Annotated in this window: 20 protein-coding genes; 8 read left to right on the forward strand and 12 right to left on the reverse strand. The window is 62.3% G+C overall.

The features are described 5' to 3' along the window. Nucleotides 1-20: 20 nt before the first annotated feature. Nucleotides 21-953 (reverse strand): NAD-dependent epimerase/dehydratase family protein, encoded by a 933-nt coding sequence (locus C7C56_RS16100; RefSeq protein ID WP_106758391.1) that lies wholly within the window; start codon nucleotides 951-953, stop codon nucleotides 21-23. Nucleotides 954-1,057: 104 nt separating this feature from the next. Between C7C56_RS16100 and C7C56_RS16105 the strand changes: the two genes are divergently transcribed. Then, entirely contained in the window at nucleotides 1,058-1,954 is an 897-nt protein-coding gene (locus tag C7C56_RS16105; RefSeq protein WP_106758392.1) for a LysR substrate-binding domain-containing protein, read from the forward strand. Nucleotides 1,955-2,015: 61 nt separating this feature from the next. Here C7C56_RS16105 and C7C56_RS16110 read toward each other — a convergent pair whose 3' ends face one another. Further along, entirely contained in the window at nucleotides 2,016-3,521 is a 1,506-nt protein-coding gene (locus C7C56_RS16110; RefSeq protein ID WP_106758393.1) for a peptide MFS transporter, read from the reverse strand. 319 nt (nucleotides 3,522-3,840) lie between these two features. Between C7C56_RS16110 and ppnN the strand changes: the two genes are divergently transcribed. Next, nucleotides 3,841-5,211: a nucleotide 5'-monophosphate nucleosidase PpnN gene (gene ppnN, locus C7C56_RS16115; RefSeq protein ID WP_106758394.1), complete on the forward strand. Its 1,371-nt coding sequence runs from the start codon at nucleotides 3,841-3,843 to the stop codon at nucleotides 5,209-5,211. Between the two features lie 275 nt (nucleotides 5,212-5,486). Here the strand turns inward: ppnN and lysS are convergent, their stop codons facing one another. From lysS to prfB, 3 genes are all read right to left on the reverse strand, one after another. Beyond that, nucleotides 5,487-7,019: a lysine--tRNA ligase gene (gene lysS, locus C7C56_RS16120; protein ID WP_106758395.1), complete on the reverse strand. Its 1,533-nt coding sequence runs from the start codon at nucleotides 7,017-7,019 to the stop codon at nucleotides 5,487-5,489. A 33-nt stretch (nucleotides 7,020-7,052) separates the two neighbouring features. Continuing rightward, entirely contained in the window at nucleotides 7,053-7,718 is a 666-nt protein-coding gene (locus C7C56_RS16125; protein WP_106758396.1) for an HAD family hydrolase, read from the reverse strand. A 3-nt stretch (nucleotides 7,719-7,721) separates the two neighbouring features. Further along, nucleotides 7,722-8,826, reverse strand: a protein-coding gene (prfB, locus tag C7C56_RS16130) for a peptide chain release factor 2 (protein ID WP_109246577.1) whose coding sequence is annotated in 2 segments (ribosomal slippage) — nucleotides 7,722-8,744 and nucleotides 8,746-8,826 — 1,104 coding nt in all. Because the reading frame shifts where the segments join, the coding sequence is not laid out codon by codon here. 145 nt (nucleotides 8,827-8,971) lie between these two features. Here prfB and C7C56_RS16135 point away from each other — a divergent pair. Both C7C56_RS16135 and C7C56_RS16145 read left to right on the forward strand, forming a co-directional pair. Next, nucleotides 8,972-10,990: a bifunctional 2',3'-cyclic-nucleotide 2'-phosphodiesterase/3'-nucleotidase gene (locus C7C56_RS16135; RefSeq protein ID WP_106758398.1), complete on the forward strand. Its 2,019-nt coding sequence runs from the start codon at nucleotides 8,972-8,974 to the stop codon at nucleotides 10,988-10,990. A gap of 395 nt (nucleotides 10,991-11,385) precedes the next feature. Next, nucleotides 11,386-11,886 carry a tetratricopeptide repeat protein gene (locus tag C7C56_RS16145; RefSeq protein ID WP_106758400.1) on the forward strand — a complete coding sequence of 167 codons (501 nt, stop codon included), beginning with the start codon at nucleotides 11,386-11,388 and terminating at the stop codon, nucleotides 11,884-11,886. Here C7C56_RS16145 and C7C56_RS16150 read toward each other — a convergent pair. The 3 genes from C7C56_RS16150 to C7C56_RS16160 are packed head-to-tail and all read right to left on the reverse strand — an operon-like array spanning nucleotide 11,883 to nucleotide 13,372. Continuing rightward, the gene (locus C7C56_RS16150; protein ID WP_106758401.1) at nucleotides 11,883-12,203 is read right to left on the reverse strand and encodes a DUF2288 domain-containing protein; all 321 of its coding nucleotides are present in this window, start codon (nucleotides 12,201-12,203) and stop codon (nucleotides 11,883-11,885) included. The two genes, C7C56_RS16145 and C7C56_RS16150, sit on opposite strands and share 4 nt — an antisense overlap. Before the next feature lie 45 nt (nucleotides 12,204-12,248). Beyond that, nucleotides 12,249-12,932, reverse strand: a complete 684-nt coding sequence (locus C7C56_RS16155; RefSeq protein ID WP_370660215.1) for an RES family NAD+ phosphorylase — start codon at nucleotides 12,930-12,932, stop codon at nucleotides 12,249-12,251. 2 nt (nucleotides 12,933-12,934) lie between these two features. Next, complete coding sequence (locus C7C56_RS16160) at nucleotides 12,935-13,372, reverse strand: MbcA/ParS/Xre antitoxin family protein (protein ID WP_106758402.1); 438 nt, start codon at nucleotides 13,370-13,372, stop codon at nucleotides 12,935-12,937. 14 nt (nucleotides 13,373-13,386) lie between these two features. On the opposite strand from C7C56_RS16160, the gene C7C56_RS16165 reads away from it, so the two are divergent. Beyond that, entirely contained in the window at nucleotides 13,387-14,064 is a 678-nt protein-coding gene (locus tag C7C56_RS16165) for a YybH family protein (RefSeq protein WP_229458814.1), read from the forward strand. A 114-nt stretch (nucleotides 14,065-14,178) separates the two neighbouring features. Further along, nucleotides 14,179-14,937: an SGNH/GDSL hydrolase family protein gene (locus C7C56_RS16170; protein ID WP_146204512.1), complete on the forward strand. Its 759-nt coding sequence runs from the start codon at nucleotides 14,179-14,181 to the stop codon at nucleotides 14,935-14,937. 103 nt (nucleotides 14,938-15,040) lie between these two features. Here the strand turns inward: C7C56_RS16170 and C7C56_RS16175 are convergent, their stop codons facing one another. After that, nucleotides 15,041-16,048: an aldo/keto reductase gene (locus tag C7C56_RS16175; RefSeq protein ID WP_106758404.1), complete on the reverse strand. Its 1,008-nt coding sequence runs from the start codon at nucleotides 16,046-16,048 to the stop codon at nucleotides 15,041-15,043. 110 nt (nucleotides 16,049-16,158) lie between these two features. Here C7C56_RS16175 and C7C56_RS16180 point away from each other — a divergent pair, with 110 nt between their 5' ends. Next, nucleotides 16,159-17,040 carry a LysR family transcriptional regulator gene (locus C7C56_RS16180; protein ID WP_229458815.1) on the forward strand — a complete coding sequence of 294 codons (882 nt, stop codon included), beginning with the start codon at nucleotides 16,159-16,161 and terminating at the stop codon, nucleotides 17,038-17,040. Between the two features lie 15 nt (nucleotides 17,041-17,055). On the opposite strand, the gene recJ is transcribed toward C7C56_RS16180, so the two are convergent. The 3 genes from recJ to C7C56_RS16195 all read right to left on the reverse strand — a co-directional run bounded on the left by recJ (nucleotide 17,056) and on the right by C7C56_RS16195 (nucleotide 20,722). Further along, the gene (gene recJ / locus C7C56_RS16185; RefSeq protein ID WP_106758405.1) at nucleotides 17,056-18,750 is read right to left on the reverse strand and encodes a single-stranded-DNA-specific exonuclease RecJ; all 1,695 of its coding nucleotides are present in this window, start codon (nucleotides 18,748-18,750) and stop codon (nucleotides 17,056-17,058) included. After that, the gene (locus tag C7C56_RS16190) at nucleotides 18,747-19,781 is read right to left on the reverse strand and encodes a hypothetical protein (protein ID WP_106758406.1); all 1,035 of its coding nucleotides are present in this window, start codon (nucleotides 19,779-19,781) and stop codon (nucleotides 18,747-18,749) included. The genes recJ and C7C56_RS16190 overlap by 4 nt, the downstream gene beginning before the upstream one ends. Before the next feature lie 620 nt (nucleotides 19,782-20,401). Beyond that, nucleotides 20,402-20,722 (reverse strand): S1 domain-containing protein, encoded by a 321-nt coding sequence (locus C7C56_RS16195; RefSeq protein WP_146204513.1) that lies wholly within the window; start codon nucleotides 20,720-20,722, stop codon nucleotides 20,402-20,404. A 289-nt stretch (nucleotides 20,723-21,011) separates the two neighbouring features. On the opposite strand from C7C56_RS16195, the gene C7C56_RS30735 reads away from it, so the two are divergent. Then, nucleotides 21,012-21,173 carry a transposase gene (locus tag C7C56_RS30735; RefSeq protein WP_106758408.1) on the forward strand — a complete coding sequence of 54 codons (162 nt, stop codon included), beginning with the start codon at nucleotides 21,012-21,014 and terminating at the stop codon, nucleotides 21,171-21,173. The last annotated feature ends 788 nt before the right edge of the window (nucleotides 21,174-21,961 follow it).

A 21,961-nucleotide genomic window follows, 5' to 3' on the forward strand; every position in this document is an offset into this window, starting at 1 on the left:
GCGCCCCCGCGCGCGAATGTTTACACGTAGGCGAGGTCGTGTTGGCGGATGGTGCGCTCGAGCCAGTCGTCGCAATCGCTGAAGCGAAAGCCGAGGCCGGCCGCGCGGGCGGTGTCGAGCATGAACGGGTACGCGTAGTCGAACGGGCTCAGCACGCCTGTCGGCGCCGCGGACGCGGCCGGCAGCGTGCGGACCGGGGCGTCGAGCGCCATGCCCACGCGGTGCGCCAGGTCGAACGCCGACAGCGCCCCGCCGCAGGCCGCGTTGACCGGGCCCTTGAAGTCCTGCATGCCGACCCAGGCCAGGAAGCAACTGGCCGACTGCGCGCTCAAAAACGAGCTCGCCGCCGCCGAATTCGAGTAGCGCAACGGCGCGTAGGTCCGGACCAGGTCGACGTAGTGCGCGGTGCGGCCCGTGAAATCCTCATCGGGGCCGCCCAGCACATGGCCCAGGCGCACCGTCACCAGCGGCAGCGAGCCGTCGCGGTACAGGTAGGCCTCGGCCTGCAGCTTGCCGGCCACGTAGCTCTGGCTCGCCAGCGAGGTGTCGTGCCACGGATAATTGGTGTCGATGGGCTGGGCCATGATATCGAGGTCGGCCTCGGCGAAGGCGCCGTCCTGCCGGCCAAGCAGGCCGCGGTAGACCTCGATCGAGGAGGCCATGACGTAGCGCCCGACCTTGCCGCCGAAGACCTTGGTCGCAATGGCGGCGTCGCGCGGGTTGTAGCAAAGCTGGTCGTACACCACGTCGTAGGCGGGCTTGCCGGCGAAGGCTGCCAGCATGGCGCGCTCGTCGCGCCGGTCCACCACGATGCGCGCGATGCGCGCGCCGAACGGGTCGTGGGTGCGCCCGCGGGTGGCGATCGTGACCTGGTCGCCGGCCGTGAGCAGGCGCTGGACCAGCATTTTTCCGATGAAGCGGGTGCCGCCGACAAGCAATATATTCTTGCGCATGGTATTTCTTGGGAGAATGACGTATATTTTCTTATCATTGGATCAATACATCAAGCGAGAAAAAATCACCTTATGACTAAGAATAACTTACGCTCGGGCGTGCCATGAAGCAACTGCGCAGCCTTTCAGGCCTGCTCGACTTCGATTGCGCGGCGCGCTGGGGCAGTTTCAAGCTGGCGGCGCAGGAGCTGCACAAGACCCCCGCCGCGATCAGCCAGCAAGTCAAGCATTTGGAGGAGATGCTCGGATTCGCGCTTTTCATACGCCACCCGCGCCACATCACGCTCACGGCCAAGGGGCAGGAGCTGGCGATCACGGTCGGGCGAATGCTCGGCGAGCTGCGCGCCAAGATCGGCGCGCTCGAGGGCGGCGACGAGGAGACCATCTTGCGCATCTCGACGACGCACTCGTTCGCGATCAAGTGGCTGGTGCCGCGCATGCACCGCTTCACCAAGCTGTATCCCGAACTCGACATCCGGCTCGACTCGAACGACGCCCAGGTCAGCCTCGAGGACGACAGCACCGACGTGGCGGTGCGCTACGGGCCGGTGACCGACGGCGACCCGGCACTGCTGTTCCGCGAGCGCCTGATCGCCGTCTACAGCCCCGACCTGCTGGCAAACGGCCAGACCGAACTGACGCTGGCCGACCTGCCCAGGTTCCCGTTGCTGTACGAGACGTCGACCGAGATGTGGCTGCATCTGCTCAAGGAGAACAAGGCGTTGAAGGGTAAATACGACTTCTCGCGCGGCTACAGCCATTGGGGCGTGCTGGCGCAGGCGGCGGTGGCGGGGCAGGGCATCGCGCTGGTCGGCTACGGGATCGCCTGCCAGGATATTTTGAAAGGCTCGCTGCGCCAGATTAACTGCCGCAGCCCGGCCTTCGGGCGCGGCTACCGGTTTTTGGTCAACAGCCGCAAGGAGGGCATGCCCAAGGTGCAGCGCTTCCGCGCCTGGCTGGTGGCCGAGATGGACGAGATGCAGCGCACCCTCGGCGCGTAGGCGCGGCGGGCGAAAAAAAACGGCGGCCCGGAGGCCGCCGTTTTCATGTGCGGTGCGCGGTTTACTTCACGCCGTGCATCAGCTTCTGGATCAGCGGTGCGATCAGGAACAGGATAATGCCGGCGCCAAGCAGGCAGAAGAAGCCCATCTTGTAGCCATCGAGCGCGGATGTCACGGTCATGCCTCCGGCGCCGCTGACATGGCTGGCGAAGATGCCCGACAGGTTGTTGCCGATACCGGTCGAGAGGAACCAGCCGCCCATGCCGAGGCCGACGAGGCGCACCGGCGCGAGCTTGGTGACCATCGACAGGCCGATCGGGGACAGGCACAATTCGCCGACCGACTGGATCACGTAGACCATGAACAGGGTCCAGAACGGGATCTTGCCGCTGCCGTCGACGAGCTGCGACAGTGCGAACACGAGCAGGGCGAACGCGGCGGCGTTGCCCAGCAGGCCCAGGCCGAATTTGCGTGGAATCGATGGATTGGCATTGCGCTTTGCCAGCACGACCCAGAGCCAGGCCATCACTGGTGCGAATGCGAAAATGGCGATCGAATTGACGGACTGGAACCAGGCGACAGGAAACTCCATGAAGCCGAGGTCGCGGTCGACGATTTCGTCGGCCAGGAAGGTGAACGAACTGCCAGCTTGTTCGAAGAACATCCAGAACATGATGTTGAACACGAAAATGATCAGCATGGCGATGGTCTTGTCGCGCGCCACTTTGCCGTCGCGGATGCCTTCGGCCATGATCACGATCATCAGGCCGACCATCAGCGCGCTCAGGATCCACTGCAAGGTTCCCGCGCCGAGCGCGAGCAGCATGAAGATCACTGGAATGACGCACAACGCGCCGACGGTCACATAAATCATGCGCTTCTTGTCTTGCTGATCCGCTTCAGGGGCGCCGATGCCTTTGAGCTGGGCGCGGCCGATCACAAACCAGATCAGGCTGATCAGCATGCCGATACCGGCGGCGATGAACACGACCTTGTACGATGGCATGTCACCCGTGTTGAACACGCGCTTTGCGAGGATCTCGGTGAAGATCGGTGCGAAGAAGGCGCCAAGGTTGATACCCATGTAGAAAATCGTGAAACCGCTGTCGCGGCGCGGGTCGTCGAGCTTGTACAGCTTGCCGACCATGGTCGAGATGTTCGGTTTGAACAGGGAGTTACCGACAATGATCGTCGCCAGGCCGGCGTTGAAGATCATTTGATCTGGCATCGAGATCATGAACAGGCCGGCCGCCATGAAGACGGCGCCGACCAGGATCGAGCGCTGATAGCCGATGACCTTGTCGGCGACGTAGCCACCGAAGACGGCGCCGGCATACACCAGCGCGAGATAGGAGCCGTAGGTCAGGTTGGCGGAGCTTTGGCCCGCCTTGTCGCCGCCGTGGAACTGTTCGACGATATAGAGCACGAGGGCCCAGCGAATGCCGTAGAAAGCGAAACGCTCCCAGAATTCGGTCATGAACAACATCCAAAGCGGGGCTGGGTGGCCCATGATCTGCTTGAATTCTGGAATTTTGACTTCCTGGATAGGTGTGGTAGCCCCGCTCATGCGGTATCTCCTAATTTAGTTTTTATGAATGGTTAAATCATATGGTGCTCACAGACCCACCCGAAGCGAGGTTGTGCTTGGGGCGACCTTGGGAATTCCAATAGGGCTGCATTTTAATGTAAATCGGCGATTGCAAGCGAACTTTTGCCCGATGTGGTATTCGGAGCGCCCAAGGAGCGGCATACCCTGCGCTCGCTCAGTTCAATCGGCAACACAGAGGTGGCCGAGTTGTCGTATATTGGCATTGCACACTGGCGCTGCACACATTGGCGTTGCACACATTACTGTTACATCCGAATTCGAAAAAGGAATCTGCCCTATGGAACACGACGTCGTAGATACCCTGATTTCACCGGAGGGCCACCTGGAGGTGCTGTCGAAGGCAGAAGTGGCAAAACTGCTCGACACCAGCCAAAGCGGCCTGTATAAAATTTTCCGCAGTTGCGCTCTGGCGGTGCTTAACTGCGGCAGCTCGAGCGACGACGGCAAGGAATTGCTCGAGCGCTACAAGTCGTTTGACATCACGATCGTCCAGCGCGAGCGCGGGATCAAGCTCGAGATCAAGGGCGCGCCGGCGATCGCCTTCGTCGACGGCAAAATGATCAAGGGGATCCACGAGCACCTGTTCGCCGTACTGCGCGATATCATTTTTGTAAGTAACGAGGTGATTGGCAATCCCAACTTCAACCTCGCCACGAGCGAAGGGATCACCGATTCGGTGTTCCACATCCTGCGCAACGCCAACATCATGCAGCCGGACCTCAATCCGAACCTGGTGGTTTGCTGGGGCGGGCACTCGATCAGCCGGATCGAGTACGACTATTCAAAAATGGTCGGCTACCAGATGGGCTTGCGCGACCTCGACATTTGCACCGGCTGCGGGCCGGGCGCGATGAAGGGGCCAATGAAAGGGGCGACCATCGGGCACGCGAAACAGCGTTTGTCGGGCGGGCGTTATTTGGGCATTTCGGAGCCGGGGATTATCGCGGCCGAATCGCCCAATCCGATCGTCAACGACCTGGTGATCATGCCCGACATCGAAAAACGGCTCGAAGCGTTTGTGCGCACGGGGCACGGGATTATCGTGTTCCCGGGCGGGGCGGGGACGGCCGAGGAGATTTTGTACATACTCGGCATCCTGCTGCATCCCGAAAACGCCGAAATGCCGTTTCCGCTCTTGTTCACCGGGCCTGAAACGTCGCGCGAGTATTTTAGGCAGATCAACCAGTTTATCGGCGATACGCTGGGGCCGGAGGCGCAAGGGCGCTACAAGATCATTATCGACGATCCGAAGGCGGTGGCGCAGGAGATGGTGGTCGGGATCCGGGCGGTGCGCGAGTTCCGCAAGTCGCGCAGCGACGCTTATTACTTCAACTGGCTGCTCCGGATCGACCACGAGTTCCAGCGTCCGTTCAAGCCGACGCACGAGAACATGCGCAACCTGAGCTTGCACAAGGACCAGGAGGCGCATCTGTTGGCGGCCAACCTGCGGCGCGCGTTTTCGGGCGTGGTCGCCGGCAACGTCAAGGATGAGGGGATTCGCGCGATCGAAAAGCATGGGCATTTCGAGATTCACGGGGATCCGGCGATCATGGGGCCGATGGACAAGCTGCTGTCGTCGTTCGTGTTGCAGAGCCGGATGAAGTTGCCGGGGAAGGAATACATTCCTTGTTATCGCGTGATTCAGTAAGTGACGATGGATAAAAAAACGCTGCCCTCGGGCAGCGTTTTTTTACATCGTCATCCCCGTGCCACCCGGTCCGTCCCGCGCGCCTGCCTCGTCATTCCCGCGCCCCTCCCTCGTCATTCCCGCGCAGGCGGGAACCCATGCTGAGCATCCTGTCACGCAGCGCATCCAATTTATTGTTGAGCGCGATTGCCGCATGTCTGCACGCTCAGCATGGGTCCCCGCTTTCGCGGGGATGACGACAAATTTTTTCGCGGGGATGACGGGTAGGCAGGCGGCTAGTCCTCGCGCCGCAGGTGCGGGAACAAAATCACGTCGCGGATGTTCGGCGAATCGGTGATCAGCATCATCAAGCGGTCGATGCCGATGCCGCAACCGCCGGCCGGCGGCATGCCGTATTCGAGCGCGCGGATGTAGTCGGCGTCGTAGAACATCGCCTCCTCATCGCCTGCATCCTTGGCCGCGACCTGCGCCAGGAAGCGCGCCGACTGGTCTTCGGCGTCGTTCAACTCCGAGAACCCGTTGGCAATCTCACGCCCGACAATGAACAGCTCGAAGCGCTCGGTAATGCCCGGAACCGTGTCCGAGGCGCGTGCCAGCGGCGACACTTCCGCCGGGTAGTCGACGATATAGGTCGGCTCCCACAGCTGCGACTCGGCCGTCTCTTCGAACAGCGACAATTGCAGCGCGCCCAAGCCGGCGGTGGCGAACGGCTTGACGCCGAATTTCTTCAGCTCGGCCTTGATGAACTCGGCGTCGTGCAGCTGCTCGTGCGTGTAGTGCGGCGCGTACTTGTTGATCGCGCCGACGATGGTCATGCGGTGGAACGGCTTGGACAGGTCCAGCTCCTTGCCGCCATAGCTCAGCACCGCGGTGCCGTGCGCATCGACCGCGGCCTGGCGGATCACCGCCTCGGTGAAGTCCATGAGCCACTGGTAGTCGACATACGCCGCATAGAACTCCATCATCGTGAATTCAGGATTGTGGCGTGGCGAGACGCCCTCGTTGCGGAAGTTGCGGTTCACCTCGAACACCCGGTCGAAGCCGCCAACCACCAAGCGCTTGAGGTAGAGCTCCGGCGCGATCCGCAGGTACATCTCCATGTCGAGCGCGTTGTGGTGCGTGACGAACGGCTTGGCCGCGGCGCCGCCTGGAATCACGTGCAGCATCGGCGTCTCGACCTCCATGAAGTCGTTTTTTTCCATGAAGCGGCGGATCGACGACATCGCGGCGGTGCGCGCTTTGAACGTGCGGCGCGTCTCTTCGCTCATGATCAGGTCGACGTAACGCTGGCGGTACTTGGTCTCCTGGTCGGCCAGGCCGTGGAATTTGTCCGGCAGCGGACGCAGCGACTTGGTGATCAGGCGCAGCGCCGTCACCTTGACGGTCAGCTCGTCGGTCTTGGTCTTGAACAGCGAGCCCTCGACGCCGAGGATGTCGCCCAGGTCGTAGTGGTGCAGGGCGGCCATCGCCGCCTCGCCGGTTTTGTCGAGCGTGACGTAGATCTGGATGCGGCCGTCGGCGCGCGCGCCGGAGGAATCCTGCAGCACCGCGAACACCGCCTTTTTGCCGGCTTCGCGGCGCAGCATCATGCGGCCGGCAATGACGACCGGGACTTCGTCGGCTTCGAGTTCCTCGCGCGTCTTGGCGCCGAACCGTTCCTTGAGCTCAGCCATCTTGTGCTGCGGGCGGAAGTCGTTCGTGAAGGCCACGCCTTGGGTGCGGATCTGCGCCAGTTTGGCGCGCCGCTCGGCGATGATCTTGTTTTCGTCTGCCGGCGCTGCGGCTTGGTCCTGGATGTCGGTCGTCATTGTAGGTGTCGATTAAATGTATGAATGGTGTGGTCAGGCGGCGAACAAGGCGTCGATCGTGAACGCCGAAAAATCGCTGGCGATGTGGATTACGTTGTCGAATTCGGCGAACGCGGACGCGGGCAGGGTGGTCGTGAGCACAACGGCGCGCATGCCGGCGCGGCGCGCCGCCTCCACGCCGAGCGGGGCGTCCTCGAACACGATGCAGTGTTCCGGCGCCACGCCGCAGCGCTCGGCCGCGAGCAAGAACACGTCGGGCTCGGGCTTGCCGCGCGCGACATCTGCGGCGCCGACGATGGCGTCGAAATGGCGGCGCAGGTCGAGACCGTCGAGCGTGAACACGATGTTGGCGGGCGGCGCGGCGGTGGCCACGGCCAGCGCGACGCCGGGCCCCTTGGCCAGGCCGACCAACTGCTCGAACCCGGCCACCGTTTTGCGGTGCGGCTCGTACAGTTCGCGGTAGACCGCTTCCTTCTCGTGCACCAGCGCGGCTATTTCGGCGTCGTCGAGATGGTCGCCAAGGTAGCTGTGCAGGATCTCCTTGCCCTGGCGGCCAGCCGTGGCGATGAAGAACGCATCGGGGTCGATGTCCTTGCCGCGGCGCTGGAAAAACGTGATCCAGGACGCGGTGTGGAAGGACATATTGTCGACGATGGTGCCATCCATATCGAAGATGAAGGCGCGTTTGCTCAGTGCCATCGCTTACACGCCTTGCTTGAGCGAGGCTGCGATGAATTCGTCGAGGTCGCCGTCGAGCACGCCCTTGGTGTTGCCCGTCTCGAAGTTGGTGCGCAAATCCTTGATGCGCGACTGGTCGAGCACGTAGGAGCGGATCTGGTGTCCCCAGCCGACGTCGGTCTTGGAGTCCTCGAGCTTTTGCTGCTCGCTCATGCGCTTGCGCAGTTCGTGCTCGTACAGCTTCGCCTTGAGCATCTCCATGGCCTCGGCGCGGTTGCGGTGCTGGCTTCGGTCGTTCTGGCACTGCACCACGATCCCGGTCGGGGCGTGCGTCATCCGCACCGCCGAATCGGTCTTGTTGATGTGCTGACCGCCGGCGCCGGACGCGCGGTAGGTGTCGACCCGGATATCGGCCGGATTGACGTCGATCTCGATCGAGTCGTCGACCTCGGGGTAGACGAACAAGCTCGTGAACGAGGTGTGGCGGCCGTTGGCGGAGTCGAACGGCGACTTGCGCACCAGGCGGTGGACGCCCGTTTCGGTGCGCAGGTGGCCGTAGGCGTAGTCGCCCTCGACCTTGAGCGTGGCGGTCTTGATGCCGGCGATCTCGCCGTCGGACTGCTCGAGGATCTCGACCTTGAAGCCCTTGCGCTCGCAATAGCGCAGGTACTGGCGCAGCAGCATCGAGGCCCAGTCCTGGGCTTCGGTGCCGCCGGCGCCGGCCTGGATGTCGATGAAGCAGTTGTTCGGGTCCATCGGATGGTTGAACATCCGGCGGAACTCCATGCCCTCGATGATTTTTTTGAATTCGTCGGCGTCGACGATGATCGCTTCGAGCGTGTCGTCGTCCTGTTCTTCCTTGGCCATTGCGAACAGGTCGCTGGCGTCGCGCAGATTGGCGTCGGCCTTGGTCAGGGTGTGGACGATCGCCTCCAGCGCCTTTTTCTCTTTACCGAGGTCCTGGGCGCGTTTTGGATCGTTCCAGACGGTTGGATCTTCTAGTTCTTCGTTGACTTGTTCGAGCTTCTCTGACTTTTTATCGAAGTCAAAGATACCTCCGAAGTTCGGCTTCACGTTGCGTGAGGTCGTTGAGCAGGGCGGAGAGGGCGTTAATGCGTTCGGCTTCCATGGCGTTCCGGTCTTATGAATTGGTTGAATCGAACCTTCGATTATACCCTAGCGCGGCCCTTTGCCCGAGCGGTGCCGCGGCGCGCTTGATCAGGCCGCCGGGGCTGCCGTATGATGCATGCGACATTCACACTTCGGACCTGCCCATGCGCGCTCAACTACGTTATCAATTTGGTATTTTGATGGTGCCGGCCGCGCTGGCCGGTTGCGCGCTGACCAGCCAGGAGAGGGCGCCGCTTGGCGCCACCGCGACCCTGGCGCTGCTCGAGACGACCGACATCCATTCGAATGTGGTTGGATACGATTACTACAAGCTGGCGCCGGACCAGTCGCTCGGGTTGGAGCGGACCTCGCACCTGATCGCGCAGGCGCGCGGCGAGTTCCCCAACAATATGCTGCTCGATAACGGCGACACGATCCAGGGCAGCGCGCTGGCCGACTACCAGGCGCTGGCCAAGCCGCTCGCCTGCGACCAGACGCTGGCCGTCTACCGCGCCATGAACCATCTCGGCTTCGAGGGCGGCGGAATCGGCAACCACGAATTCAATTACGGGCTCGCCTACCTGAGCCAGGTCACGGGGAGCCGCTTCGAAGTCGACGGCGTCGACCCGGCGCGCCCGCGCTGCGCGGGGCCGGCCTTTCCGCAGGTGCTCGCGAATATTTACAGCGTCAAGTCGAAGCAGCCCCTGTTTGCGCCATACCGGATCATCGACAAGCGAATCAGCGCGCTCGATGCGAACGGCAAGCCGATCAAGGCCGCGCTCAAGGTGGGCATTATCGGTTTTACGCCGCCGACCATTTTATCGTGGGATAAGCGCTGGCTCGACGGGAAGCTCTACACCGAAGGCGTGGTTGAAACGGCCAACAAGTTCATCCCCGAGATGAAGGCCAAGGGTGCTGATTTGATCGTGGTGATTTCGCACGGCGGGCTCAACGACACGCCGTATTCCCCGTCTATGGAAAACGGCAACTACCATTTGTCGAAAGTGGCGGGGGTTGACGCGATGCTGCTCGGGCACTCGCACCAGGTATTCCCGAATGCGAACAGCAGCATCGCCCAATTCAACCTGCCCGGCGTCGACAAGGTGCGTGGGCTGGTCAACGGCGTGCCGACCGTGATGGCCAATATGTGGGGCAAGCACCTTGGCGTGATCGGCCTGCGGTTGCGTTTTGACGGCAAAAACTGGATGGTGCAGAAGGACCGAACCACGGTCGAGGCGCGTGACACGCAGCTTGCGGACAAGTCGTTCGTGGCGCCCGATACGGTGCTGGCGAAGCTGGTCGCGGCCGAGCATGCGGCCACGATCGACTACGTCAAGACGCCCGTCGGTTCGACCACCTTCCGCATGTCGAGCTATTTCGCCGATGTTGGCGACGTTTCAGCGCTGGCCGTGATCAACGAGGCGCAGGCCGACTATGTGCGCAAGGCGGTGCGGGCGAGTTTTCCGCAGCATGCGGCGCTGCCGGTGTTGGCGATGGCGGCGCCGTTCAAGGCCGGCTTTTCGGGTGTGCGCGACTTCACCGATGTGGCGGCTGGGCCCTTGGGCATTAATAACGCGGCCGATTTGTACCTGTTCCCGAATGTGCTGCACGCGGTGAAGGTCGATGGGGCGGGGCTCAAGGCCTGGCTCGAGAAATCGGCGGAGCGGTTTAACAGGATTGATCCGGCCAAGACCGGGCCGCAGGAGTTGATGAATCCGGCGCACCCGGCGTACAACTTCGATTCGCTCACTTCAAACGAGGTGCGCTACGAGATCGATGTCACGCAGGCGCCCGGGCAGCGCATTAAGAATTTGATCTTCCGTGGCGTGCCGGTGAGCGCGTCGCAGGAGTTTTTGGTCGCGACCAATAACTATAGGGCCGGTGGCGGAGGCAATTTCCCGGGGCTCGACGGCAGCAAGACCGTCATGGCCTCGCCGGATGCGGTGCGCGATGTGCTGATCGACTATGTGCGGGCAACCAAGACGCTGACACGGGAAAAGCATGGCCAAGCGCGCAGCTGGCGTTTTGCCAAGGTGAGCACGGCGGGTCCGGTGGTATTCCACTCGGCGCCCGGCATGCTCGACCTGGCCCATCAGGCGGGTCTGCACAATGTATCGATGCTGCGCGCAGATGATGGGCTTGGCAAAGGCAATGCACTGTATGGGATCGAATTGTTCAAATGATCGTCGCACCCACGACGCTTACTACGCCCACGACACCCACGACGCTCACGACACCCACGACGCTCACTACACCCACGACGATCACTACACCCACGACGCTCACTACACCCACTAAAATTGCCGTCATCCCCGCGAAAGCGGGGACCCATACTGAGCTTCGTGACACGCGGCGGTATTCCAAAGCATCACTGCTCAAAGGTGCTATGGGTCCCCGCCTTCGCGGGGAGTCATTTCTGCCAATGGCAGGAATGACGGTGGGGGCAGCGGGGTTGACGGTGGGGGCAGCGAGGTTGGCGGTGGGGGCAGCGGGGTTGACGGTTGGGATGGCGCGGATAATGGTGGGGCCGGCCCCGATAATTGTGGGGCCGGCGGGGCCGTAATTGAGGTGATGTGCGATGTTTAGAGCCAGCGTTCTGTTATTGCTAATTCTCTGCGCCCCCGCACAGGCACATGACGCGCTCACATCGGCAAAACTGGCAATGCGCGGCCCATCATCCGGCTGGCCCACCGCAGTCGAACAGTTCAAACGCGCGGCAATGGCCGGCAACCCCGGCGCGGCCTACTACCTCGCGCGGATGACCCGCAATGGCATGGGCACCCCCCGCGACAGCGTGCAAGCCGCGCACTGGTTCAAGGTAGCAGCGAAAGGCGGCATCGCCCCCGCCATGTTCACCCTCTCGAACATGCTGCGCGCAGGTGAGGGCCTGCCAAGAGATGACGCCGCTGCCCGCGAAATGCTCGAAGCCGCGGCGGAGCTTGAATCCCCCGAAGCGCTCCAGCAACTGGCGCTCGCGGTCGAGGAGGGCGCGCTGGGATTGGCGCGCGACGAGAAATTAGCCGCGCAACTGATGAAGGAAGCCGCCCACGCCCTCAAGCACAGGCCACAGGAACCTTAATGTAGTTTCGATTTCTCTGGCTGCACGAGCACGAACGGGCTCACAACCGCAGTCCACAACGATGCCTGCGCCGCAGTCCACGCCTGCGTCTGCTCGTCGTTGACCTTGGCGATCTTGCCCTCGGCCATCCAGCGCACGATGCTTTCCTTGTCGTCGTGCGAAACACGCACCGCGACATCGACCAGATCGAGCTCGACGCTCACAAAAATCACCGAGCCCTGGGCAAAATGGCGTTCGAGCTCCGCCCATGGCAGGCGCGCCGTTTCGCGGTTGATCTTGATGCGCAGTTCGGTGTCGTTTTCAGGCTTGGTCTTCATGCTGTAGTCGTGTAGTCGTGTAGTCGTGTAATCGTGTAGATATGGTCAAATAGATTCGATCACCGGAACCGGCGAACCCGCCCATGTTAACCGATAGACAGGTCCTTTGCGCGCATTGCCGACCAGGGCAGGCCGAAAGCACGCAAGGTTGATGCCGCCGGGGCCACGCACGCTTGGGTAGATAATCCCCATCGAACCGGCTTCGAGCAGCCGTTCGGCCAGCAACTGCGAATGGATATAGCTGCGCGGGTCGAGGCATTTGGCAAAACCGCGCGTATCGCGAATGTCGTGGAAGGTGCTGGTGAAGTCGGCCAGCATGGCCTGGTAGGTCACGCTGTCGTCGAAGCGGTCGATCTCCTGGTATTCGACGGTTTTATGAAAGGTGATCTCGGCCAGCGCGGTTTCGGCGTCGAAGGCGCAGTACCACGCGCCGCGCTCGCTGTCGTTGAAGCGGCTGCCCTCGGGCCGCGCATAGGTGAACGCCGCGTTGATGATGCGGAAATTGGGCACGCCGAACACCAGTTCGTCGACGCCGATGCCGGGCAGGCCGCCGTACTCGCCGCGCAGGCGCTCGTTGGTGGCGTTGTCGAGGTCGAACAGGTCGCGCAGCACGTCGGTGGTTTCGGCGAGCGGGCTTAGCACCGAGTCTTCGACGTCGGCAAAGCGCGACGGGATCAGGCGGCAGGTGTCGAATTGGCGCAGTTGGGTCAGTTTGGGTGCAAGTGCCAAGATCAGAGCCCCCCGCGCCGCGCGTCGAGCAGTTTTCGCACCGTCTGCATGGCCAGCAGGCCGCCGGCCAGCATTTGCGACAGCGGTGTGCGTCCGCCAAACACGGGGTTTTTGTTCGGCAGCGCGACCCACTCGTCGGCCAGCTTGTCGCCATAGAGGATGTGCAGCGCCTTGTAAACGCCGAGCAGGTAGGAGATGCGCGTGATGCGGTCGACCTCGAGCACCCGGTCGGGGTTTTTCTTCCACTCGTAAAAGGTCGACGACGACAGGCCGCCCAGCAGTTCGCGGGCGTCCTCGTCGCGCAGTTGCCAGGCCGCCGCAAGCTTGAAAAAACCCTTGAGGGCGGATTTGGAAAGGCGTTCGCGTTCTTCCCTGGCGTTCAGGTCGACCAGCACGGCTGGTTCGAAACGGCTTTTGGGGTAGGCGTAGGCTAGGCTCATGATAGGCTCCGGTAATGGATCATTTATACTCCGGTTTCGCAAATCATGCAAGCATGGTCGCGAACGAATCGCCAGAAAGCTTGCTTTTAAACATTCGCGTGTCAGAATGCTTCGAAACCGCCGGTATGTTTGCCCTTTTCCCATTGGGAGGATTAGCTATGCGTTTTAGAAATGGATTGATGAATGCGGTTGTTGCCTTGGGCCTGGCCATGTTCGCGCTCGCCGCAGCCGCCGCGCCGATGAGCAATGCCGAACTCAAGAAGCAGGTGGCCGACACTGAGCGTGCCTTTGCCGCGTCGATGAAGGCGCGCGACCATGCCGCTTTCGTCAGTTTTCTTTCGGACGAGACAATTTTCTTCAACGGCAAGCAAGTGCTGCGCGGAAAAACGGCCGTCGGCAAGGCGTGGAAGCGTTTTTACGAGGAGCCGCAGGCGCCATTCGCATGGGAGCCCGATGAAGTCGAAGTGTTGGACTCGGGCTCCCTCGCACATAGCAGCGGACCGGTGTACGACCCGAGTGGCAAGCTGATCGCGCGCTACAACTCGATCTGGCGGCTCGAAGCCCCGAACACCTGGCGCATCATCGTCGATAAAGGGGCGGAAGTGTGCAATTGCAAGAAGGAGGCCGACCCCGACAAGAAGGAGCCAGACCCCGACAAGAAGGAGCCAGACCCCGACAAGAAGCAGCCTTGAGTCGATGAGCCTGCCGTACTAACTTGCAAATTTCCGCTTGTTAGATCGAATCATTGGTCAAGACTGCGCTGGTTCCGACCAGTCGAGACAAGCCGTCGATGTGGGCCAAACCCTATGCGTGGTTTCATCGTTGCACTAATACTCTGCACCCTGAATGGCGCCTGCGCGTCGGCGCAGCCTAAGCGTGAGCCCGTTCGCGTCCTGTTTGTCGGCAATAGCCAGATGTATGTTGGCAATCTCCCCGCCGTATTCGATGCGCTGGCCGCCAGCAATGGGCGTGACGCGCAAAGCGAGATGATTGCGAAGGGCGGCCATACCCTGGCCCGACACCTGTCCGATGGCGCCGCGTCAAAGGCGCTGGCAACCGGAAAATTTGACTATCTTGTGCTACAGGAGCGAGGCGGAGACATCATCGGCTCGTTCGGTCAGAATGACCGCGATGGTGCCAAGGTTTCATTGCAGGAGTTCACGAGACTGGCGACTGCCGCGCGCGCTGAACCCATCTATCTGGGGACCTACCAGCCCCTGCCCGCAGTGTCAGACGCGCTGTTAAAAGCCGAGGGGAGTCTGGCCGATCGGCTCAAGCTTGCCTATGTACCCGTCTCGGGACACTTTCGGACGGCGGTCGCGGCGGCCCCCGAGGCGGCATGGCTGGACAAGGACGGCATGCACCCCGGCCGCGACCTGACGTTTCTCAAAGCCGTGCTGCTATACCGGCAGATTTTTGGCGCGCTCCCCGCCGCAACGGCGTTTGCGGTAGAGGCTGTGATGGCAGCGCCGCGCACTTCGGCAAAGTCGACCCACGTCTATTCCAAGGAACGTGTGGCCGTCGTCCTGGAAATTGCGGCCACAAAAGACGCTATACAAGAATGAATGAAGGTTGCTTCTGTCATGCATAATCGCATAGCCTGTTCCAAGACCTTCCAGCCCCGTTTTGGATCCCGCGATAAGCGCCCGCCGTTTGCAAGCACCAGCTTTAGTGGTCGACCATCGCCATCCGTTCCTCGCTGTAGCGCGGCCCGGCCACCTGCAGCATGGCGCGGTCTAGCCGTGCGAGCTCTTCTGCGCTCAGGGCGACAGTGACCGCAGCGACGTTCTGCTCCAGGTAGCTGCGCCGTTTGGTGCCGGGAATGGGAACGAGATCGCCGCCTTGGTGCAGCACCCACGCCAGCGCGATCTGGCTTGGCGCCAGGTTCCTTTCTTTGGCAACGTCGATGACGGTCTTGGCCGCCAGCTTGTTGATGTCGAAATTGGCGCCTTGAAGGCGTGGGTCGAGATGTCGGAAATCCGTGGGGGGATAGTCCTCGGCGCGTTTCGCGCTCGCTGCCAGGAAGCCGCGGCCCAGCGGGCTGAAGGGAACCAAACCGATGCCCAGCTCGCGCAGCACGGGAAGGATCTCCGCTTCGAGGTTTCGTTCCCACAACGAGTACTCGCTTTGCAGGGCGCTGATCGGATGGACGGCATGCGCTTTGCGAATATTGGCGACGCCGGCTTCGGACAAGCCCAGGAAGCGCACCTTGCCTTCGCGGACGAGGTCCGCCATGGCACCGACCACCTCCTCGATCGGGACGTGCGGATCGACGCGATGCTGGTACAACAGATCGATATAGTCGGTCCCCAGTCGGCGCAATGAGCCTTCGACCGCCAGCTTGATGTGCTCCGGGCGGCTGTTGGTGCCGGTGGTTTCGCCGTTCTCGATCCTGAAACCGAATTTTGTGGCGAGCACAATATGATCACGCTTGCCTTTCAACGTGCGTCCCAGCAGCGACTCGTTTTCGAATGGACCGTATTGTTCGGCCGTGTCGAAGAGGGTGACGCCGAGGTCCATCGCCCGATGGATCGTGGCGATCGATTCGGCCTCGTCGACGTCGCCATAGGCATCGTCGCTCATGCCCATGCAGCCAAGGCCGATGGTGGAGACGACCAGTCCGCATTGGCCGAGGCGTCGTTGCGGTACCGCTGTGGTGGTTCTACTCGGGTTCATTTATTTGCTCCGGTTATGTACGCCAGCGAAGTATGATCGTTGAGTCATCGGCCCACAATTGCCTTATTATGCAAAGGATTGTTGATTCTGGCGCAATAAAAGATGATTACATGGATATGCTGAAGGAGATGGCGGTTTTCGCGCAGGTGGTCGATAGAGGGGGATTTTCCGCGGCGGCGCGGCAACTCGGACTGACGACATCGGCGGTGAGCCGGCACGTCTCCCGCCTCGAGGCCCACCTGGGCGGGCGTCTTTTGCATAGGACCACACGCTCCCTGACCACGACCGAGCTCGGACTCGAGGTGCATGCCGGCTGCACGCGCATGCTAAGCGCCGCGCGCGAGATCGAATCGCTGGCCGGAACCTACAGCGCGCGGCCCAACGGCATCCTGCGCATCACGGCGCCGGTCGTGTTCGGCCAAGTGTGGCTGGCGCCGAAGCTGTCGCACTTCCTCGATCTGTTCCCGGAAGTCGATGTGCGCCTGACGCTGGTCGACCGCACCGTCGACCTGATCGAAGAGGGCGTCGATGTGGCGATCCGCATTTCGCGCGAACTGGCGCCCGGACTGGCGGCGCGGCCCTTGTGCGAGATGCGCTATGTGCTGGTCGCGTCACCAGCCTACGTGGCTCGGAACGGCTTGCCGGACAGGCCGGAAGTCTTGCAAGAGCATCGGTGCATCTACCTTGGCTACGGCGCGTTTGGCGAGCAATGGACGCTCCAGCGCGACGACGAGCGGATCGGCGTTCGGGTGCCGAGCAGGCTGACGATCAATAACAGCGCGGCGATCCTTGCAACAGTGGAAGCTGGCGGCGGGATCGGGCTGGTGCCCGATTTTGCCGCGCATGCGGCCCTCGGCGAAGCGCGGGTCCAGCAGGTGCTCGGCGACTGGGATTTTTGCGAGCCCTATGCCGGCACCGTGCACGCCGTGTATATTCCTGGGCGCCATTTGGCGCTGAAAGTGCGTGTGTTGATTGATTATCTCGTGGGCTGATTGTGCAAAACGCGGTCACGCCGGCTCCGCGTGTTCCACCATGAGCTGCACTTTGGTCACGCCGTTGTACTCGTTGGCGTCGAGGCGGAACGCAACGCGCGCGCGTTCCCCCATCGAGGCGGTGTGGCCGAACCAGATCGCGTCGTAGCGGTGGCCGTTGCGCTCCAATAGCAGCTTGAGGTGGCGCTCCTTGAGGATGCGCTGGCTGACCACCCGGAACTCGTCGCAAAAGACCGGCGGCGCGAAGCCCTGGCCCCACACCTGGCCGTCCATGAGCGCGATGAACTGGGTGGTGTAGTAGGCGTCTTCGAGTGGGCCGTCGGTTTCGATCACGCGTTCGAGCTGCTGCTCGCTCAGCCAGGCCCGCCCGACCGCCTCGAACGCCTCCGAGAACGCCTCGAAGGCGTCGGCGCGGATGGTCAGCCCGGCCGCCATCGCGTGGCCGCCGAACTTGTCGATCAGGTTAGGGGCGCGCTTGGACACGAGGTCGAGCGCGTCGCGCAGGTGGAAGCCGGGAATCGACCGGCCCGATCCCTTGATCCAGCCGTCGGCGCCGGGCGCGAAGGTGATCGTGGGGCGGAAGAATTTTTCTTTCAGGCGCGAGGCGACGATGCCGATCACGCCCTGGTGCCAGCCGGCGTCGAACACGCTGATCGTGCTGCTGTTGGCCGGCTCGAACGCGTCCAGGTGCAGCAGGGCCGCGTCCTGCATCTCGGCTTCGATCTCGCGCCGCTTGAGGTTGATCTCGTTGAGCTGCTGGGCGATCGCCCAGGCGCGCCCCTCGTCGTCGGTGACCAGGCATTCGATCCCGAGCGACATGTCGTCGAGCCGGCCGGCCGCGTTCAGGCGCGGCCCGAGCGCAAAGCCAAGGTCGAACGGCGAGGCGGTGCGCGCCTCGCGTCCGGCCACGCGGAACAGCGCGGCCACGCCCGCGTGCATGCGGCCGGCGCGCATGCGCTTGAGACCCTGGGCGACGAGGATGCGGTTGTTGGAATCGAGCCGCACCACGTCGGCCACGGTGCCCAGCGCGACCAGGTCGAGCAGGCTATCGAGCTTGGGCTGGCTCTGGGCGTCGAACACGCCGCGCTTGCGCAGCTCGGCGCGCAGCGCGAGCAGCACGTAAAACACCACGCCCACGCCGGCCAGGTGCTTGCTCGGAAAGCCGCACTGGGGCTGGTTCGGGTTGACGATCACGCGCGCCTCGGGCAGCGTGTCGGCCGGCAGGTGGTGGTCGGTGACGACGACCTCGATGCCGCGCCGCTTCGCCTCGAGCACGCCGTCGATGCTGGCGATGCCGTTGTCGACGGTGATGATGATGTCGGGCGATTTCTCGCGCGCGGTCAGTGCGACGATTTCGGGCGTGAGGCCGTAGCCGTATTCAAATCGGTTGGGGACGATGAAGTCGACGGTCGCGCCCATCGAGCGCAGGCCGCGCAGGGCCACGGCGCAGGCGGTGGCGCCGTCGCAGTCGTAGTCGGCGACGATCACCATTTTTTTGCCGGCCGCGATGGCGTCGGCCAGGAACACGGCCGCCGCGCCGATGTGCAGCAGGCCGCCGGGCGCCATCAGCGCCGTCAGCTCGCTCGACAGTTCGCGCGCATCGGTCAGGCCGCGCGAGGCGTAAAGGCGCGCCAGCACGGGGTGGACGCCTTCCTGGCGCAGCAGTTCGGAGGTGCGGAAAGAGCAGGGGCGGGTGCTGATGCGGGTCATGGAAGCAATCGGTTCAGAGTGGGGCGGCGCCAGAAGGCGCGTTGGGACATTTTGGTGGTGGCAAAGGTGGCCTGCGCGTCGCGCCGGGTCAGCACCAGGTCGATCCGGCTGACGGCGCCGCGGCCCAGGGCGGCCAGCAGCGGCGCGAACAGCTCTTGTTCGAGGCGCTGCATCTGCATCAGCCAGCCCGACCAGTCGGCGGCGATCGCCGCTTCGCCCAGGCTGCCGACAACGAGCTGCGTGGCTTGCTGCGCGCTGCCGGGCGCGGCGGCGAACTGGGGCGCGGTGGTCGCGGCGCGCCCGGTGGCGGCCGTCAGCCATGGCGGGCAGTTGATGCTGGCCAGTGCGCCCGGCTTGGCCGGCGCGTCGCGCTGCGAGGCGGGCGCCCACGGCCAGAACGAATTGACCGGCGGCTGCCCAAGCGCGGCGCGCGCGAGGTTGGCCGGGTGCTCGAACCAGAGCATCTGCACCTCGTTCTGGAGCTTGCGGTATTCGGCCGCGACGGCGCCCGAGGGCAGCCAGTCGGTCACGTTCTGGCCGGCCGCGGCGTCGGGCGAGGCGGTGTCGAGTTCCGCCCAGGCGTCGGCGCGCATGAACCAGGTGTTGGCGTCGCCGTACAACAGGGGCTTGTCGATCTCGTCGAAGTACGGCTTGGCCGACTCGAACAGGGCGCGCGCGTGCGGCTCGCTCAGGTGCAGCCGGCGCGGGTCGTTCATCGACAGGTGGCTACGGGCGATTTCGATGTGCGCCGGGTTGACGATGAACCAGGTGCCGTCGCCCGTGTCGAGGCCGAAACCGCGCATCGCCGCCACGGCGAACGGGCAGTTCTCGCCCGCCGGCAGGCCGAGCGCGCGCGCCAGCCACAACTCGTGCGGCAGCGCGCGCGCGCCGGGGTGGAACGTGGTGACGGTGTGGGACGCGGTGCGGGTCAGCAGGGCTGACAAGGCGGGCGCTTGCAGGGCGCGCGCGAGGTCTGGGGCAAGTTCAGGCGGGGGCAGGGCGAAGGGCAGGACAAGCGTGATCTGGGTCATCCCGCATTGTAACGGTAAAAAATGTGGACCGGAAAATAGCGAATCGCAGCAGTGGTTTGCGGTCCGCCACAAAAATGGCCTTGATCGGTGCTCGTCCGAACTCGGTTCCACATGCACCTTGCGCTGCCGCTGCCGATAGCGCCAGAATGCCTGGTTATTCGAGGTGCCCCCAAATTATCGGCTATGGAAGAACGCATGACGCACGTGCCCGCACGTTCTTTTGCGCTGGCGTTGACATCTTATAGATTGATGGGAAATTGCCAGCCGTGGGGATTTGATGGTGATGGTGATCATGAACGGCCAGCCGGGCAGTCAGAGCAATGACGCAAAAGTATTGGTGGCGGCGGTTCGTCCAATAAACGCACTGAGAGGCTGAGAGTCTTTCGATCATGCCCACTCAGCACGCCAGAAAGCGCCAGTTCGTCGTTGCAAATGCTCGCCATAGCCCGCTATGGCTGTGCTTTGCGCCTCGATCTGCCGCTTTCGGGCGGGCTGCTCGGACACGCCCGAAAAACTCTCAGCCTCTGACTTGTCGTTGCCAGGGGGGCTGCGCGAGCAAGCCCCCCTTTTACTCACGAACGACCGTTGGTCGTTCCTCGTTCCTCGTTCCGTAGCATCTATTAGAATTCAGCCGATATTTCAACCTTCAGTGGTTTGAATGTGATGGTGACGGTTACCTTGATCTTCTTTCCAACCAATTCCTTGGGGTTCGCATCCTTGGCGATGGGAAGGATAAATTCCTGGCCGCCTGCCATAATCGTCATCGTGCCTCTATTGACTGCCTTGACGACGCCATCGAGCTTCCTGGACTCGCTTGGGCCGGCTCTCTCCAACATCCCAGCGCTCTTGGCAGGCGCTGCTCTGTCCATCTGGCCATGGGCAAGCACCGGAAATGCGAGTGCGACGGTGGCAGCCAAAGTAGCGATCAGTTTATTGTTCATGTTTTTATCCATTTCCGTTTTGGCGGGCTTGTTTGATTGAATTGCTTGCATCCCCCCAGCACAAGCCCTTCGCTAGAACGACGTCCATCGCAGTCAAAACACGTCCGACTTATCCCCAGACACACAAGATTACCACATAAAATTCCGGAAAGTTGATTGTCGGTATCAATCTACGGCATTTTATTTTAGATGGAGAAGATTGTATAAATTGCATAGTAAAACTGGGGGGCAGGGTTGCTCCAAAAACGCCGCGGTCTATTGTTCACCTCGAAAAACCACGCCGGGTATATTGCCTACCAGGCAACTATTTGATCTAAGCGACAAGCAGATGGAATTTCGATGGATCAACCGTCTGAGCTTTCATCGTTTCGATGGGTTGCACACAAGCCGCCAGATACCGGATCGGACGACGATCAGGACCTTCAATGAGCGCCTGATGCGGGCCGGCTGAGCAAGCACGGTTACATCGCTCGCGGCGGGCGGATGGCACGATGCGGGCATCATGCTGGCACCGAAGCAGTCGCTAAGCATGAAGGAGGGCGAAACCAAGAGCGGTGCAAACCACCACATTGCCAAGACCCTCGGCTTGACGGGTCGACGCAGCAACTGAATTGGAAGGTCGCTGCCTGAATTTGCAGCGTCTGGACTACCTGAAGGAGGTTAAGGAGTTGTTCAAGAATAACTGTAGCAATTGGATCGGCCCTGACGGGCGCGCTGCGGCCTCGGCGTTCGTGCAGACCGCCCTCGTCGTCGCCATAGCGCGCTATGCCTCCTTCCCGCGCCTTGCATCGCCGCGAAGAATTTGCGGTGCCCGGATTGCCTTGCAATCCGGCCCGCCAGAGCCGCCCAATTGTCACACTCATTTATTCACGGCTTCTTCTAAGGTCGGGGCGTTCTGAGGCCTTAGAGGCTGAGAGTTTTTCGGACGTGGCCGAGCAGCGCGCCAGAAGGTGGCCGATCTAGGCGCAAAGCACAGCCATAGCTCGGGCTATGGCGAGCATTTGCAACGACGAGCGGGCGCTTTCCGGCGGGATGGAAGGGCATGGTCGAAAGACTCTCAGCCTCTTAGTCCGTGTTGATTGCCAAAATCGCAGGTGAGCTCCACGAAAATGCTGTTTTCGGCGCTCGCCCAACTCGTTTCCACGTGAGTCATAAGAAGCTTATTGACACACTACACTAGACCGCTGCGGTTCAGGACCCTCACGGCGACATCTGCCAGGGCGATTGCATGAAGCCAAA

This window comes from Massilia glaciei (genome assembly GCF_003011895.2).
In the GTDB taxonomy this organism is placed as follows: Bacteria; Pseudomonadota; Gammaproteobacteria; order Burkholderiales; family Burkholderiaceae_D; genus Telluria_A; species Telluria_A glaciei.

Coding starts and splice junctions, on each gene's coding strand:
- C7C56_RS16100 (WP_106758391.1), bottom strand. CDS start 953: ATGCGCAAGAATATATTGCTTGTCGGCGGCACCCGCTTCATCGGAAAA.
- C7C56_RS16105 (WP_106758392.1), top strand. CDS start 1,058: ATGAAGCAACTGCGCAGCCTTTCAGGCCTGCTCGACTTCGATTGCGCG.
- C7C56_RS16110 (WP_106758393.1), bottom strand. CDS start 3,521: ATGAGCGGGGCTACCACACCTATCCAGGAAGTCAAAATTCCAGAATTC.
- ppnN (WP_106758394.1), top strand. CDS start 3,841: ATGGAACACGACGTCGTAGATACCCTGATTTCACCGGAGGGCCACCTG.
- lysS (WP_106758395.1), bottom strand. CDS start 7,019: ATGACGACCGACATCCAGGACCAAGCCGCAGCGCCGGCAGACGAAAAC.
- C7C56_RS16125 (WP_106758396.1), bottom strand. CDS start 7,718: ATGGCACTGAGCAAACGCGCCTTCATCTTCGATATGGATGGCACCATC.
- C7C56_RS16135 (WP_106758398.1), top strand. CDS start 8,972: ATGCGCGCTCAACTACGTTATCAATTTGGTATTTTGATGGTGCCGGCC.
- C7C56_RS16145 (WP_106758400.1), top strand. CDS start 11,386: ATGTTTAGAGCCAGCGTTCTGTTATTGCTAATTCTCTGCGCCCCCGCA.
- C7C56_RS16150 (WP_106758401.1), bottom strand. CDS start 12,203: ATGAAGACCAAGCCTGAAAACGACACCGAACTGCGCATCAAGATCAAC.
- C7C56_RS16160 (WP_106758402.1), bottom strand. CDS start 13,372: ATGAGCCTAGCCTACGCCTACCCCAAAAGCCGTTTCGAACCAGCCGTG.
- C7C56_RS16165 (WP_229458814.1), top strand. CDS start 13,387: ATGGATCATTTATACTCCGGTTTCGCAAATCATGCAAGCATGGTCGCG.
- C7C56_RS16170 (WP_146204512.1), top strand. CDS start 14,179: ATGCGTGGTTTCATCGTTGCACTAATACTCTGCACCCTGAATGGCGCC.
- C7C56_RS16175 (WP_106758404.1), bottom strand. CDS start 16,048: ATGAACCCGAGTAGAACCACCACAGCGGTACCGCAACGACGCCTCGGC.
- C7C56_RS16180 (WP_229458815.1), top strand. CDS start 16,159: ATGGATATGCTGAAGGAGATGGCGGTTTTCGCGCAGGTGGTCGATAGA.
- recJ (WP_106758405.1), bottom strand. CDS start 18,750: ATGACCCGCATCAGCACCCGCCCCTGCTCTTTCCGCACCTCCGAACTG.
- C7C56_RS16190 (WP_106758406.1), bottom strand. CDS start 19,781: ATGACCCAGATCACGCTTGTCCTGCCCTTCGCCCTGCCCCCGCCTGAA.
- C7C56_RS16195 (WP_146204513.1), bottom strand. CDS start 20,722: ATGAACAATAAACTGATCGCTACTTTGGCTGCCACCGTCGCACTCGCA.